General features: G+C 30.8%; 17 protein-coding genes. 12 read left to right on the top strand and 5 right to left on the bottom strand.

Annotated elements, in window-relative coordinates:
- Window positions 1-163 precede the first annotated feature (163 nt).
- The 12 genes from T335_RS0112360 (at window position 164) to T335_RS0112305 (ending at window position 9,512) form a co-directional block, all read left to right on the top strand.
- On the top strand, window positions 164-1,435 hold the full coding sequence (locus T335_RS0112360; RefSeq protein ID WP_026477834.1) for a B12-binding domain-containing radical SAM protein: 1,272 nt from the start codon (window positions 164-166) through the stop codon (window positions 1,433-1,435).
- A gap of 35 nt (window positions 1,436-1,470) precedes the next feature.
- Entirely contained in the window at window positions 1,471-1,932 is a 462-nt protein-coding gene (locus T335_RS0112355) for a GNAT family N-acetyltransferase (RefSeq protein WP_026477833.1), read from the top strand.
- Between the two features lie 50 nt (window positions 1,933-1,982).
- Complete coding sequence (locus T335_RS22305; RefSeq protein WP_156943685.1) at window positions 1,983-2,123, top strand: hypothetical protein; 141 nt, start codon at window positions 1,983-1,985, stop codon at window positions 2,121-2,123.
- A gap of 31 nt (window positions 2,124-2,154) precedes the next feature.
- A complete protein-coding gene (locus T335_RS0112345) occupies window positions 2,155-2,898 on the top strand; it encodes a metallophosphoesterase family protein (protein ID WP_026477832.1) in 744 nt (247 codons plus the stop codon).
- Between the two features lie 236 nt (window positions 2,899-3,134).
- A complete protein-coding gene (locus T335_RS0112340) occupies window positions 3,135-3,704 on the top strand; it encodes an RNA polymerase sigma factor (protein WP_242837297.1) in 570 nt (189 codons plus the stop codon).
- A complete protein-coding gene (locus T335_RS0112335; RefSeq protein ID WP_026477830.1) occupies window positions 3,697-4,491 on the top strand; it encodes a hypothetical protein in 795 nt (264 codons plus the stop codon). The genes T335_RS0112340 and T335_RS0112335 overlap by 8 nt, the downstream gene beginning before the upstream one ends.
- Window positions 4,492-5,074: 583 nt before the next feature.
- Window positions 5,075-5,566, top strand: a complete 492-nt coding sequence (locus tag T335_RS0112330; RefSeq protein ID WP_026477829.1) for a dihydrofolate reductase — start codon at window positions 5,075-5,077, stop codon at window positions 5,564-5,566.
- Window positions 5,567-5,911: 345 nt separating this feature from the next.
- The gene (locus tag T335_RS20620; protein ID WP_051569295.1) at window positions 5,912-6,502 is read left to right on the top strand and encodes a 5' nucleotidase, NT5C type; all 591 of its coding nucleotides are present in this window, start codon (window positions 5,912-5,914) and stop codon (window positions 6,500-6,502) included.
- Window positions 6,503-6,580: 78 nt separating this feature from the next.
- Window positions 6,581-7,153, top strand: a complete 573-nt coding sequence (locus T335_RS0112320; RefSeq protein ID WP_026477828.1) for a GNAT family N-acetyltransferase — start codon at window positions 6,581-6,583, stop codon at window positions 7,151-7,153.
- 111 nt (window positions 7,154-7,264) lie between these two features.
- Window positions 7,265-7,789 carry a cache domain-containing protein gene (locus T335_RS0112315; protein ID WP_026477827.1) on the top strand — a complete coding sequence of 175 codons (525 nt, stop codon included), beginning with the start codon at window positions 7,265-7,267 and terminating at the stop codon, window positions 7,787-7,789.
- Between the two features lie 91 nt (window positions 7,790-7,880).
- A complete protein-coding gene (locus T335_RS0112310) occupies window positions 7,881-8,693 on the top strand; it encodes a metallophosphoesterase (protein WP_026477826.1) in 813 nt (270 codons plus the stop codon).
- Window positions 8,694-8,897: 204 nt separating this feature from the next.
- Window positions 8,898-9,512 (top strand): hypothetical protein, encoded by a 615-nt coding sequence (locus T335_RS0112305; RefSeq protein ID WP_026477825.1) that lies wholly within the window; start codon window positions 8,898-8,900, stop codon window positions 9,510-9,512.
- 1,067 nt (window positions 9,513-10,579) lie between these two features.
- Here T335_RS0112305 and T335_RS0112300 read toward each other — a convergent pair.
- From T335_RS0112300 to T335_RS0112280, 5 genes are all read right to left on the bottom strand, one after another.
- Window positions 10,580-10,984: an FMN-binding protein gene (locus T335_RS0112300; RefSeq protein ID WP_026477824.1), complete on the bottom strand. Its 405-nt coding sequence runs from the start codon at window positions 10,982-10,984 to the stop codon at window positions 10,580-10,582.
- 58 nt (window positions 10,985-11,042) lie between these two features.
- Window positions 11,043-11,459, bottom strand: coding sequence for a SoxR reducing system RseC family protein (locus T335_RS0112295; protein WP_026477823.1), 417 nt, complete (start codon window positions 11,457-11,459; stop codon window positions 11,043-11,045).
- A 338-nt stretch (window positions 11,460-11,797) separates the two neighbouring features.
- Window positions 11,798-12,490, bottom strand: a complete 693-nt coding sequence (locus T335_RS0112290) for a hypothetical protein (RefSeq protein WP_026477822.1) — start codon at window positions 12,488-12,490, stop codon at window positions 11,798-11,800.
- A gap of 173 nt (window positions 12,491-12,663) precedes the next feature.
- Window positions 12,664-14,433 (bottom strand): DUF4153 domain-containing protein, encoded by a 1,770-nt coding sequence (locus T335_RS0112285; protein ID WP_051569294.1) that lies wholly within the window; start codon window positions 14,431-14,433, stop codon window positions 12,664-12,666.
- 82 nt (window positions 14,434-14,515) lie between these two features.
- Window positions 14,516-14,911, bottom strand: a complete 396-nt coding sequence (locus tag T335_RS0112280; protein WP_026477820.1) for a GNAT family N-acetyltransferase — start codon at window positions 14,909-14,911, stop codon at window positions 14,516-14,518.
- Window positions 14,912-14,943 lie beyond the last annotated feature (32 nt).

The raw sequence follows: 14,943 nt of genomic DNA, 5'->3' as shown, positions 1-14,943 counted from the left end.
GACCTCAAAAATTAATACGCTAAGCTTGAGCTTCAGGAATTACAAATTTACGGAAATTTTAGTATAGACAATTAAGCCTATACCAAATGTCTAAAATTAATAAGGACAATTAAGAAAACTTAGATAGAGAATGCTATCTATCATAAAAAAATTGGAGGGTTAAATGAAAAAAACGATCCTATTAATAACTCCAGAAAATCAAGAAATTAATTATTTCCGAAAAAGGCAGTTTAATAATTTTATTCAGATTACAATGCCTTATTTAGCTGCTTTTATTAATGAAGAACACTACGACATAACCCTTATAGACGAATATAATCAAAAGATTCCCTTTAAAGAAGATTTTGATTTAGTTGCCATAACAGTTAATACCCCCAATGCTAACCACTGCTATAAAATTGCAGAAGCATTTATGTCTAAAGGCTCTTATGTTGTAATGGGAGGCCCCCACGTTACTTTACTCCCCCATGAAGGTACGCTCCATTGCAACAGTATCATTATTGGAGAAGCGGAAGAGACTTGGCCTCAATTTCTAATAGACTTTTATAATGGAGTTCCTAAGAAAATATATCAAACAACAGATACACCTAGTCTAAAGGGGATCCCTACTCCTAAGAGGAGTTTAATTCGGAGAAGATTTTTTACAAAGGGAGCCGTCATTGCATCTAGGGGCTGCCCCTATAGCTGTAGTTACTGTAATCTAAAACAAATTTACTGTAATTCCTTCCGAACACGCCCTGTTGGAGAAGTAATTGAAGATATTAGAGAAATAGCAGGTAGGTATTTTGTATTTTGGGATGACAACTTTTTTGGTGATATAAAGTTTGCTAAAGAATTGCTTAGGGAACTTAAACCCTTAAAAAAGAAATGGGCAGCTCAAGTTACTCTTGATCAATGTCAAGATGAGGAATTATTACAGTTAGCTAAAGAATCTGGCTGTATCTATTTCTTTATTGGCCTAGAATCCTTTTCAGAAGCTAGCCTTCAAAGTGTAAACAAAGGAATTAATAACGTTAAGGGTTATCAAAAAATTATTGACCTCATCCATCAATATGGAATTTCTCTTCAAGCAGGAATTATTTTTGGATTTGATACAGATGCAAAGGATGTATTTAATAATACTTTATTAGCCTGTAATCAATTGGGGATTGATGGCGCAACTGTCAGTATATTAACTCCCTTGCCTAAGACACCATTGTACAAACAATTAAAGGAAGAAGGTAGGCTACTAACAGAGGATTGGACCCACTATAATGGAAAAACAAGAGTCGCCTATCAGCCTAAAAATATGACGCCAAAAGAATTGTTTGAAGGGTATATGAAGTTTAGAAAAGAATTTTATTCCTTTAAATCTATTTATAAAAGACTAAAGAAATCAAGAACTAATCTTTTACATAATTTAATCGTAAACTTAGGATATAAAATGAGCCTATAAATCTTTGATAAAGAGAAAGGGGAGAAGTGAAAACAATGGATGCTATTAAGTTTATAGAAGTTAATGACCAATTAAAAGGAGAATGGATGAAAGGCTCCCAGTGGAGTGAAGCAATTAACGAGAGGGTTATTCATACAAAAAAAGAAAATGGTTTTTCTATCATTGCAGAATATAATCATACTCCTGCTGGAATCATATCCATTAAATATCAAGAACTTATTAATCCTTTAGAGGATCTTATAGAAGCCTATATCGACAATATAGAAGTAAAGAATCAGTTCCGTAATAAAGGAATTGCAACAGCCCTTATCAAACGGGTATTTGAGATAATTAATGTAAAGCAACCAAAACCTTACCAGGTACGGGCATGGTCTACAATAGATAAAGTGGAAATGTTGAATCTTTGGAAAAAATTAGGGTTTTGTTTTTCTTCTACCTCCTACCTACTAAAAGAAGGGAGAGAGATTAAGGGTTATTATCTTACAAAGAAAATATAGGATGAAAGTGATATAGACTTTTTAGTTATATAGGGGGTATGATACAACATATGAATTTATTAGAAGATATTTATTTAGAATTGCCGTTACATGGACTCAAACAAGAACATGAACTAGGAGTAACAGAGATCCATAATAAAATGGGCATACACCTCTATCGAATAGAATGTAGAAGATACGATAAAAGTTAGTCAAAATCATCATCAAAAGGGAGGGTGGGAAATGAATCAAATTGCTATCATCTCGGATATCCACGGAAATATACCTGCACTTAATGCAGTTTTAGAGGACATTAAAGTACGAAAAATAGATAAAATCATCTGTTTAGGTGATTTAGCTGGAAAAGGTCCTAACTCTGCTGAAGCAGTTGATATGGTTCGCCAACATTGCCAAGTGGTTCTTAAAGGAAACTGGGACTATTATTTAGCAGATGAAGACCCCTTAGATTCTTTAAATCCCTCAAACTATTGGCATCAACAGTTATTAGGAGAAGAACGGTTAAAGTACATGAAAAACCTTCCCCTTTATGTGGAGTTTTACTTAAGTGGAAAGCTAGTAAGGCTATGTCATGCTTCCCCCAATGACCTATTTCATCGAGTCTATCAACATTCTGCTTTGGTTGAACTTCTTAAATTATTTGAAGAAACTCCAAGCCTTAACAAAAAAGCTGATATTGTTGGATATGGTGATATTCATGGAGCATACATAAATTATTTCGAAGATAAGACTCTCTTTAATGTCGGTAGTGTGGGTAATCCCTTAGATATACCACAGGCTGCCTATACCATCTTAGAAGGAAAGTTAGACTCAAAAATATTGGCCCCTTATTCGATTACTATTGTTAGGGTTCCCTATGACATAGATAAGGCCATTAACCACGCTATATCTTCTGATATGCCCGATTTAGAAGAGTATATCAAAGAATTACAAACAGCAGTCTATCGTAAAAAGTTAAGTAAAGAATAATTATTTTTATAACCTCTTTAGTATATAATCAGTAGAGTTCTCCCTTTACCTACTGAGATTACTAAAAGAGGTTTTATTTTTTAGATTGGTTATATTTTTTTATAATCAAAAAACTTTTTAAGATTTTTAAAGGTATATTATATATAAAGAAAAGTTAAACTCCAAATAAAATAATACTCATTAATAAAATGATAATCATTTCAAAAAACTTTTTATTAGATTGGGAGGTATATTATATGAAGACAACATTGAAGGGTGGTGACATAGTGAAGGAATTAGTTAGTAGAATTAAGGATGGCGATAAAAAAGCTTTTAAAGCCCTTTATGATCAATATGCAGACTACGCAATAAGGGTAGCTACAGTAATTACAAGGAATAAAACCTATGCAGCTGATGCAGTACAAGAAACCTTCATTCGTATTTATAAAAATATAGATAGCTTTGATGAAAGCAAACCCTTCGAACCATGGTTATATAGAATTTTAGTGAATGAATGTAATCGTTTATTAAAAAATCAGTCAAAGACCATTGCTATAAGCGACTATATTGAAGAGAATCCTTTATTATCAGAGGAAGATTCCCATAGGTTTGAAGAATACGAGGACTTATACTCAGCAATTCAAGAATTAGAGGAAAATAACCGGGTTCCTATTATATTAAAGTATTTAAAGGGTTTTTCAGAACTAGAAATTGCCGATACCTTAGATCTAAATGTCAATACAGTAAAGTCTCGCCTATATAAAGGTAGAGAAAAGCTTAGACAAATGTTGGAAAAGTACAGTGAAGGGAGGAAGCTATATGAATAGAAAAATAGATGACGAACTGGATGAAAAGATTAGAAACTCTCTTTTGAAGGAAAGTAAAGCTTCAGTAGAGTTAAAAGATGAAATATGGAATAAAATTGAAAAGAGAATAGATGAGGTTCATTATGAAAAGGATTTTAAAATGGAGGGATCTAGAAAAATGAGAACTGAAATTAAAAAGAATAACAGTAGAAAAAGACTTTGGGGTATTGGTACAGTAGCGGCTGCCCTTTTGATAGTATTTTTAGCCGGCACCGCTCCTGGTCATGCCACTATAGATAGAATAAGAGAGTTTTTTGCACCAGAAAAAACAATAACTGAAGAATTAGAAGGTATGGAAGAAGAACGGGATGTAACGCTACAAAAAAGCAAATTAGGTTATGTTATCTACTTCGATGAAGAAATGTTTAAAATGGATGCTCTTGATGGGAAAGACAAAATTGCGCCTATTCATCAGGCAGATTATGTACCTGAAGTCTATATGGAAATCCAGCAAGTTACAGATCAAAGTATTGATGAATTAAAAGAAGCACTTGAAAACCTAGTTAAAGCAGAATACGAAATCAATAGAACTGAAGATTCTGTTACCAGTCCTGTAGAAGGTATATTAATTCAGGGACAAAAGGGTTATCAATGGGATGATATTGTTGTTAGATACTACTTGATAGATAATACAGAAGGTGGCACATTTATCATTAAGCAACAATTTTTCGTTGAGGCTTTCGAAGGTTTTGGTGCTCGCTTTAATAATATGCTAAGAGAATTTCACATTATTAAATTAGAAGAATAATATCCCATAAACTGGCTGCAGGTTTATTGCTTGTTGATTAATTCGAACACAAGTATATCTCTTCCAATATTACCTCTTAGCTTGTTAGCCTTCTAGTTTTATCCATGTAAGTAGCCTTGTAAAAACATCTTAGTTTTTAATCTTAATTTTATCTTAATAATAGAATTACCTAGCTGTAGGAGGGTTTCATTTCCTACAGCTTTTGCTATCTTTTATCTATCTAATTAAACAACACTAATGAAGATCAACTAATGAAACTAAATCTAAATCTACAAAATTCATATTAAAGAAGTTCATTAGAAAAATAGTGTATATCACTTTATACTTTGTATAAGCTTAAGTTATATTATTAAATATTTTAGGAGGGTTTGAATGAATTATGTCAAATACTAAAGCAGTAGATTGTTTTTAATACAATAATTACGTTAAGAAGATCTTCATGAAAATAGTTATGTACATTGCATAATGTCCCACAGAACTTATATTCATTTATTGGAAATGTTAATCTAGAATTTATCATGATGTTTAAAAAAAGAAACGAAATCCAACTATTATTTATATCTATATCAAGGAGTTGTTATTAATGCTTATTTCAATGATTGTTGCAATGGGTAAAAATGGTGTTATCGGAAAGGATAACGGTATGCCCTGGTCTCTCCCAAGTGATCTTCAATACTTCAAAAGTACAACAATGGACCATCCTATTATTATGGGAAGGCGATGTTATGAATCCATAGGTAGACCTTTGCCTGGGAGAAAGAATGTAGTGCTTTCTCGATCTGTTAAAATTATTGAAGGGTGTGAGGTTCTCCCTTCTATGAATGATGTTTTTGAAACATTTAAAAATGAAGATGAGGTATTTATCATAGGTGGAGGGCAAATTTATAAAACATTTCTTCCCTATGCTAAAAAACTTTATATTACCTTAATTGATGAAGTATTTGAGGGAGATACTGTTTTTCCTAAGATAGATTTTAATGAATGGAGACTACTTTCAAAAAAAGAAGGGATCGTCGATAGTGATAATCCGCATAACCACACATTTTATGTTTATGAGCGTGAGGAACGTGTTTAAATTATTAAAAGCTCACCTAAAGAGGAACTTTTCCGATTCTGTATATCCAAGCATATTAAAAACTTCATCAATCTATAAACTATTACTATGACCCTGTAATTTCCTTACGATACTATTAATGAGTCAATTTATGGGTATTTATTAGATGTGCCATTGTTATTGTCATTACACAGTCGTTGCTCAATCACTTAAGGTATATGATTTTCCAAAGTTGTATTAACTAGTTATTTTTATTCTATTTATATAATAGATGGCAAGATAATCCCTTAATTTGAATATAATTTAAAATCTAATGTTACATGATAAAACAATCAAAATGAAGTTTTTAGGTTAGGAGGTAGTAAAATGCAAAAACTTAAAGTATTAAATGTAGATGTTGATGGTTGTATCGGTGATCTCGACACTCCTTGGTTAGAGGAATATAATAGAAGATACAAAGATAGCCTCACTCGTAAAGATATTTTAACTTGGGATATCCATACTTATGTCAAACCAGAATGCGGAAATAAAATATATGATATTTTGAGGGAACAAGGTTTCTTTCTTAAGGTTATACCTATGGACGGAGCTTCAGAGTTATTAGAAAAATGGAGCAAAACCCATACTATTAATATTGTTACCGATGTACCATTAGAAGGACAAAATGATAGAACTGAATGGTTAGCAAAATATTTTCCTTTTATCCCGAAAGAAAGAATCTTTTATACAGGAAATAAAAAAGAGGTAAAGGGCGACTTAATTATTGACGATAAACCATTAAATTTGGAAGAGTTTCCTGGGATTAAGATTTGTATCGATTACACCTACAATAGAGAAATTACTTGCGAGCATTACAGGGTCTATTCTATCCAACAAGCCTTTGATGTGGTTCAAGCTATTGAAGAGGGTAACCAAGAAATTCTACAAAAGTACTTCTCAAAGAAAAAAGCAGCCTAAAGCTGGTAAATATAAGGGACAGAAATCTGTCCCTTTTTTTGAAACACTGATGTTGTAAATTTTTAGGGGGAAGAACCTATGACGATAACTATTAAAGAGGTAACTAAGGAAGAACTACAAGAATATGCCAAAATTCCCATGTGGCATACAGTCACCACTATTTTAAAATTAGAAAAGATTAAGGGAGGACTCGGTGGTATTATCTTTGAAGAAATAGAAGTTGAACCTTACATAAAAGATTTAGGTAAAGAAGAGAAGCCCCTTATATGGGAGAAAAATTTTGATATAAGTAACTGGGGTTTTTTTATAGCCTATGACGATGACAAACCTGTTGGTGGAGCATGTCTTGTTTATAGAACAGAGGGAGTTAATATGTTAAATAGTAGAGAAGATCTATCTGTATTATGGGATATAAGGGTTCATCCTGATTATAAGGGGAGAGGGATAGGCACAATGCTTCTTTCTGCTAGTAAAGATTGGAGCAAAACAAGGAATTGTAAACAGCTAAAAATCGAATGTCAGAACAATAATGTTCCTGCTTGTAGGTTCTATGCTAAGAACGGAGCTATTCTAGTTAGTATCGACGAATATGCTTATTATGAAGACAACGATGAAGAAGTCCAACTAATTTGGTATCTAAATATTAATTAATATAAATTTAATTAATATAAAAAAAATAGAAGATAATAGCTTATTAATAAAGTTAGTTGGAAGAAGATCAACTTATTCTTATATAAATATGAAACATAGGAGGGTATACTAATGAAGAAATATAAATCATTGTTAATAATTTATGTACTGCTTTTAGGTGTAATGACTCTTTCTGGATGTAGTGATGACTTTACTTCTGGGCTAAAATATATGGGTATAGATGCATCATCATCAGAATATGACTTTGGGGAGTATCAAGAAATCATTGCAAATTTTGAAGATTATTATACTACAATCGATTTACTAGTCCATGAGCTATTAGAAATAAATATTGAAGATCCTTCTGAAATATTAAATATCTTGGAAAATTTATATTCAAAAAATGATCAACTAATTATAAGTGTTTATTTTGCTAAAGAATCGGGAGAATTCAATCTCTACCCATATCTACAACTGCCAGATGGTTATGACCCTAGAACTCGTAACTGGTATTATGAAGCCGTAGAAGACGGGGTTCATCTATCCGATATTTATGTTGATATAACTTCCGAATCTTACTCTGCTACGATTAGTAGGCCTGTTTTAAAGAATGGGAAAGTAATTGGAGTGGCGGGGATAGATTTTAAACTTAAATAAATTAATCTGATATACCTTGATTTATATTTTTCCATTATTAAATTAATATTGTTTTAATATCCCTTACGTAATTTATATAGAGGTGACACCTTTGATCAACTATTCAATTATGAACATAATAATTTTTCTACTTTCAGTCATTTTTATTTTTGTTGCAATTTATGGCACACATGTTGTTAGAAAACACACTATTAAAATTAAGAAGAACATTCCTAATAAAATTAAGTACATACATATATCAGATATCCATAATAAACGTATCTTTTTAAATGGTAAACTTAGGGACATTATTAATTCTAATCAACCTGATTTTGTCGTAGTAACGGGTGATTATTCAGCCAATCAAAAGAATTTGCCTGATGTTATTAAAGAACTAGGCTGTATCAATGCTCCTGTGTATTTGGTCTTAGGGAACTATGAACGTAGAGAAAAAGTAAATCTATTTAAGAAACGATCTATTACCTTAGATCTTTTAATGGAAGAGGTCAAAAAGTATCGTCATTTAAAACTACTAATTAATGAAAGTCACTTATTAAAAGTGGGAGCTACAAATATATTTATATACGGTTTCGATAATTCCTCCTATGGAAATGAGTCCTATGATCTTACCAATAAGCAACTAAATAGTCACTTTAGTATTATGTTGGCCCATTCACCAAGGATTATTAGATACATCGAAGCTAATCAAATTTCTTTCAATCATATTTTGGTAGGTCATACCCATGGCAAGCAAGTAAATATCCCTTATTTAAGCAAAACACCCTATGATGAATTTCACATTGGTTTTAAAAAAATTGGTAAGGATCGCTACTTTTCTATATCGAAGGGACTAGGTACAACTAAAGTCTCTTTAAGGATTAATGCACAACCAGAAGTTGTTATTTATGAGGTTAGTGGAGAATAGATGTCACCTAACCTTATAAGATAATACTCGTATATTGTATTGTTAGATCTTACAGTATAAGCTTTAATAATCAAGTAAAGGGCTATTATAAATTTGAAAATGATGCTGCTCCTTAATCTTTATATGAAGAAGTTCAATTAGACTACGGAGTTTAGAAAGTTAAATTAGAAGCTTAATTTTTTCATTTAGGAGGCTTGAATAAAAATGGACGTTAACGAATTTCTTTGGATTGAAGATGGAGATGTACTATTTAAGCATGGTACTGTCTTTGGCACTTACTCATATTATGGATGGCAGGATAGTCTAGGTCTTGCTTTTTATGGATATATTGAAGGTTACAAAAATGGAGCAGATGAATTAATCGATATTGCATTAGAGGCAGGTAAAAAGGGAAGAATAGATGTTTTAGATACGTTTATCTATCCAATTATTTTTTTATATAGACAGGTTATGGAACTTTGCTTAAAAAATATTTATTTAAAATACGCAGAAGTATCACCTGAGGAAAAAATAAAATATATCAATAAAGTGGGACATGATTTGAAAAAATCATGGGTATATGTTAAGCCTATCATTATCAAATATTCTGCTACTGATGAAGATAAAAAAAGTGTTGATATAGCAGAACAATACGTAAATCAAATGAATGATTTTGATCCAACTTCATTTGGGTTTAGATATCCTACAGATAAAAAAGTAGAATTAAACCACAAAAATTGGGTGTATATTGATTTACCAAATTTAAAGCAAAAAATGGATAAATTCTATAACTACTATAATGGAGTAGATCTACAAATATCTAGTAAAATAAATCTTTAAAATAGAAATTATTTTATATTAATATGAATCTTATATTAATTATAGTTTTACTACACATTTTTTCTCAGATAACCAGTTCAATCACATTATTAAATTTAATCTAGTTATTCATAAATAAAAAAGGTTATAAGGGTTCAACATGTTACTTAACTTCAAAAAAAAGGGAAAATTTTCTTTAATTTATATAAAATTATAATAAAATTTTCTTTTCGGTCCAACTATTCCCTAAATATACATTTAAAGAATAGTTGTAAAGGTTTCGCTAGACCTCTTTTTAATACTAGTTTTAGCATTATTTAATCTATTATTCATTACTTGAATTGTGCTACTTTTTATCTTCTATTATTAAATTCTTTTTCACTTTTTATTAGTTTTTAGATCCATATATCTTTTATTTATTGGCAAAGTAGCTTAATTAATATAATCAATTGATCAATATTATAATTAATATTATGAATATCCAACTAGATTTTTGTATTTATTATTTAGATTGATCAGCTCTTTAATATTTTTTAATGAATCTCTTTAGTTTAATTATTTTCTTGAATTTAAATATTTTTTCTAGTTTATATTTAGTAAATCCTTTGTAATTAATTTGTTAAGATTTTACCCTAAATTTCTATTTAATAGCTTTGTTAATAATCTCTCTATTAATCCCTTAATTGATTCGATCTATTAAACTAAAAATCCTATTTCTTAATCTAACTGTAGATCACTGATCTAGCTTAATCATCTCATAACAACACCATCATTATATTAATATTTATTGGAAAATCAATGTTTATAAACTATCCTGTGAATAACTATTAGTTTTATCCACAGATATCGTTAAATATTTAACTAAGTTTTTATTTTTGCAGCTTCTATTTCCCGACATTCTTCTCTATCTTCGACAAAGCTTTATTTTGTTGTCGACAATTTTTTTATTAGACAATTCTAAGTAAATTCTTCATGAACTAACATGATAGTTTTCTTGCAAAATAAATGACCCCTTCATTATTGAAAGAGTCATTTGTTTAAGTATAATAAACGTCTATTCTTCTATTTATTTTTCAAATGTTGTTCTGTTACTTATTTACAAGTGCTACTTCTATGGACTTCAGTATAGCCTTACTACTGATAGTAGAGCCCGTTACAACATCAACATCTAGACTCTGGTTTGATATTACCCTATTAATGATATCCGAACCTTCATGTCCTTTGCTATGATCATGGGCTAAAAGCTCAATATCTACTATTTTATGATTATCAACAATAACCTTTACTTTCGCAGTTACCATCCTAATAGCGTATTCTCCCTCATAACTTCCATCAATAACTTCATCTAGACCTAGATCAACTAAGTTTATTTGTAAAGCTTCAGCAGTAGCTCTATTTGCTTGAAAGTATGGCAATCCATAATTAAGAGCCATCAAAATTATCATTATACTAATTACTGATATGACAAATAATTTTACTTTAGGTTTTTTCATATAATCCTCCATCTAATACTAATACGATACATTCTTTCCCTATCTAATCTAAGAATACTTAGGAAATGATATCAGTGATCACAATTTCTGTTTTTAACTTTTTATCTCTTCGATTTAAGAAAATATAAGACATTACTAAAAAAACAAAGCCTACACCAATTCCAAGCAATTCTTTATAATCTTCGTAATTGAAATAACTAGAAACCGTCATACCTATCATTATACCTAAAAACAAGCTAAAAAGAGGTACAATATATACTAGAAAGGCAGCCTTCATCACTGTTTTACTTTCTGAATATAGTTTGACATACTGTCCCACTGATGCATTTACATGATTTTTTGCCTTAACATATACCTGTGTTGGAGAACACCCTCCTTTACAGGAAGAACAATTTTCGCCACATGCACTAACCCTCCTAATTTCAACCAATGCTAGTTCTCCTTCTAGAGATTTTACGACACCTATTTTTTCCATTTCACTACCTCCATAGATATAGTTCCCCTTATTACCCTCTACTCTATTCCGCTAGAATCAATACCAAAATTTTTACTATTATTTTTACTACTATCTTTCCAACTACTATCTACTGTAGTAAATCCTACACTTTAGCGTAGGAAATGATACTCACTCACCAGCATAGTACACTAAAGAGCTTTCCTTTCCTTTGTTTTATACCTAAAGATAGTTCTTACATATAAAATTAAGCAATTCTCATGCCATCTAAACTACAGCAATTAATAACCCCCAATCATCTGGGGGTAAATAAGTGTTTATCATTATTTTTCACTATTTTTTACTATTTTTTCTTTTTACTATTTCTTAATGAAGGAAAGATAAATTACTGCCAGCACACCACTTAAGACCATACCTAATATAACTCTATTATTAATGAATGAAATGTTTTTGTCAACTACGCTAGTCGGGCTAAAGATCTCTTCTAAATTGTAGGGCTGATCTTCGACAAGTGCTGTAGTTACTGCTACATTATCTGCTGAGAAGATTAGAAAATCCTCTCCTGTTGCATTCTTTAAAAATACCTTATCACCTTCAAAGTAATAGTCTATAGGCTCGCCATTAGTATTAATATAATATTCTAGTACTGTAAATTCAGCCTGTAATATATGGGGTAAATCATTCTTATACAGTTTTAGGGATTCATAGTCTCCATTGTTGGCTTTAAAAGCACCATATTTTATATAATAATTTAATATCTTCTTATCTAAGGATAGAACTAAAAAATCTCCAACTTGTGGTTTTTCATTTATGCCTATATAACTAAAATCGTTACTAAGGGATATTGTTCCATTAGGAAGAATTCCACTAATAACATGTTTTACTTCAACTCTATAACTGTTCCCAACTTCATAAACTATTTCTCCAATAATAAGGGCTTCTTGATCGTTATGGGTTATCCTCCACAATATGTCACCAGCAAATACCTCAGAGGAAGATACTAAAAAGAGTACTAGAATAATAATACCTAAGATTGTCTTTCTATTGTTCATCATTGACCTCCTTTTTCATTATTATTTTCTTAGTTTAAATATCTCCATTAATTTTCTTAATTATGTTATCGATACCCATTTTATATCCTTTACTTACTAATTGTAAGGAAAATCTAAAAACAGCAACTTTAAGTATGTCTCTTACTTGAAATTACTGCTTTTATATTGGACTACTATTTAATTTTTATAAACACATATGCTTCAAAACTTTCTAAATCTCTCTGATCAATATTTTTATTACCTATAAAGGATAAGTTTCTAAACTGTAGACGAACATTAATATTTTCATTCGCTGTAACAACGGCTAATTCCTCACTTTTAAGACTACCTCTATATGCTCCATGTTTTTCTGGTATCGACTCAGTCAAATCTTCTAAATTGATATTAATAAGCTCTTGATCGTCTCTAGAAATGGTTAGTTTCTTAGTGTTAGCATTATATACCATACTTACTTTACTATTTTCTGATCCATCTACACTACCTAGTTGTTTGTAGTCATATCCATAAGATCTCAAAATCGTAAAATAATCAAAGTCACTAATATCAAATACCAGGTCATCTTCATTCACAAAATAATGATAATATTCACGATAATTATAATTATTAACATTATGATAAGGGAAACCAAAAACTTCCTCCATATCACTAAAGGAGAAATTTTTATCTAGATACTTAACATCATCAAGAGAATGGTTTCCATTAAAGTAGCTCAGAATTTGACTAATTTCAACTTGTGCATTGAAAGGTAATTCATCAACAGGCCTAATTTCTCCATCTTGAAGTAGACCATTTTCAACTAAGATATTGCTAAATCTCTGATTTTGACTAAATTTAGACACTGAGTAACTACTTAATGGACCAACAACAGAAATAATAGCAATTAAAGCAATTGAAATAGTTACGATTATGCTTCTTGCTTTTTTTCTGAAGGCAAAGTAAATCATACAACCAGTAACCCATAAGCCTAAAACTAAAACAAAATATCTTCTTTCAGTTATTCCATATGCATTGATTCTTATTCCAATAGAAATAAACATCATAGCAAGTAAAGGCAGTATTCCTTTTGGAAGGATTGTCGTGAAAATTCTTCCCCATTGGTTAGATCCAACTAGAGGTTTGATAAAGAAAACAACTATTGTGGAAATGACAGCGTACCACAAGACTAGATTAGAGATTAAACCTTGGGGCCACTCCCTAGTTATTACTACCTTAATAAAGTAACTGTATAGTATAATTGTATAGGCAGATAATAAAGGCGTTACAATGTATAAGAATAGTACTTTAAATACCTTTGGATACTCATTTAACTTTAATTTCTCATTATAAGTAGGTAATTCTCCTAGGAAAAAAGCAGGTGCAAAGATGCCAACTACAATAAGCCATATATCCATATATAATCGATTAGGCATTGGTACAGAAAATAATTGTTCTATTGTAAATAATATAGCCACCAGACCTAGAAACAGTACTACCGAGTAGAGGAAGACAATAGCAAAACGGGTCACTAGTTTGATCACATAGAGTTCATAGTTTTCCCGTTGATAAAAATAGGGTATTATCGTAAAAATTAAGTAGGAAGCAATAGTCACAGCAATATACCTAGTTATATCTACCATTTCCCTATCCTTCAGACCAAAAAGATAATACAATAATAAAAAAGCTGCAACTACAAAATATATACCGCCCTTAATACTATTCTTTAATCCTTTGCTTCTCTCAAAATACATTTTTGTAGAAAGGGTTATAGGTACCCCCAACGCCAAGACCATAGCTAATCTAGTTAAGGTATCTCTTAAGGCTGACTCCTGCCAGTCTAAATGATTCATATAAATTAATATAAACACCGTTAATGAAGACAACAGTAAGGATTCTGGAAATCTTTTAAAGCTTGTTGATAAAACCGATACGATGGATTTCATGAGTTTGGAAATTCTGTTACCCATTTAATTCCCCCTTTTCTTGATATAGCACTAAATCACTATAGAACAATAGACAACTTCAAATATCCACTAAACTTCTACATTGCTATTTCCACTTTAGTAAGGAAATAAAGCCATTTTGTTGCCGTTCAAACCCAAATTTATTATAAAATGATTCTTCCGTAGGTTTTGTAATTAATATAGGGTTTAACTTATGTTCTTCTAGTAGTTCCATTAATGCCCCTACTATTTTACTACCAATACCATTTCCTCTATAATCCTGATGTACCAATAGGCGCAAAATATAGGCATGTTTGATTCCATCTGATAATACTTGAACAAAACCGATTAGTTTGTTTTCTGCATCTCTTGCCGTAATCCAGCCCCAAGATAGTTTTATTGTAGCTTCTAACTTTTCAATTGGATTAATGTCCCATCCTATAGTAGCAAGAAACTCATTTAATTCAACTACATCTATTTCCTCATTAATGATTATATTCATATAATAGATATCCCCCCTTAAAGACTAGTTCC

Source organism: Alkaliphilus transvaalensis ATCC 700919 (assembly GCF_000621485.1).
Classification (GTDB): domain Bacteria; phylum Bacillota; class Clostridia; order Peptostreptococcales; family Natronincolaceae; genus Alkaliphilus; species Alkaliphilus transvaalensis.
The sequence above is the reverse complement of the archived record's forward strand: the minus strand, read 5'-3'. Positions and strand labels throughout refer to the sequence as shown.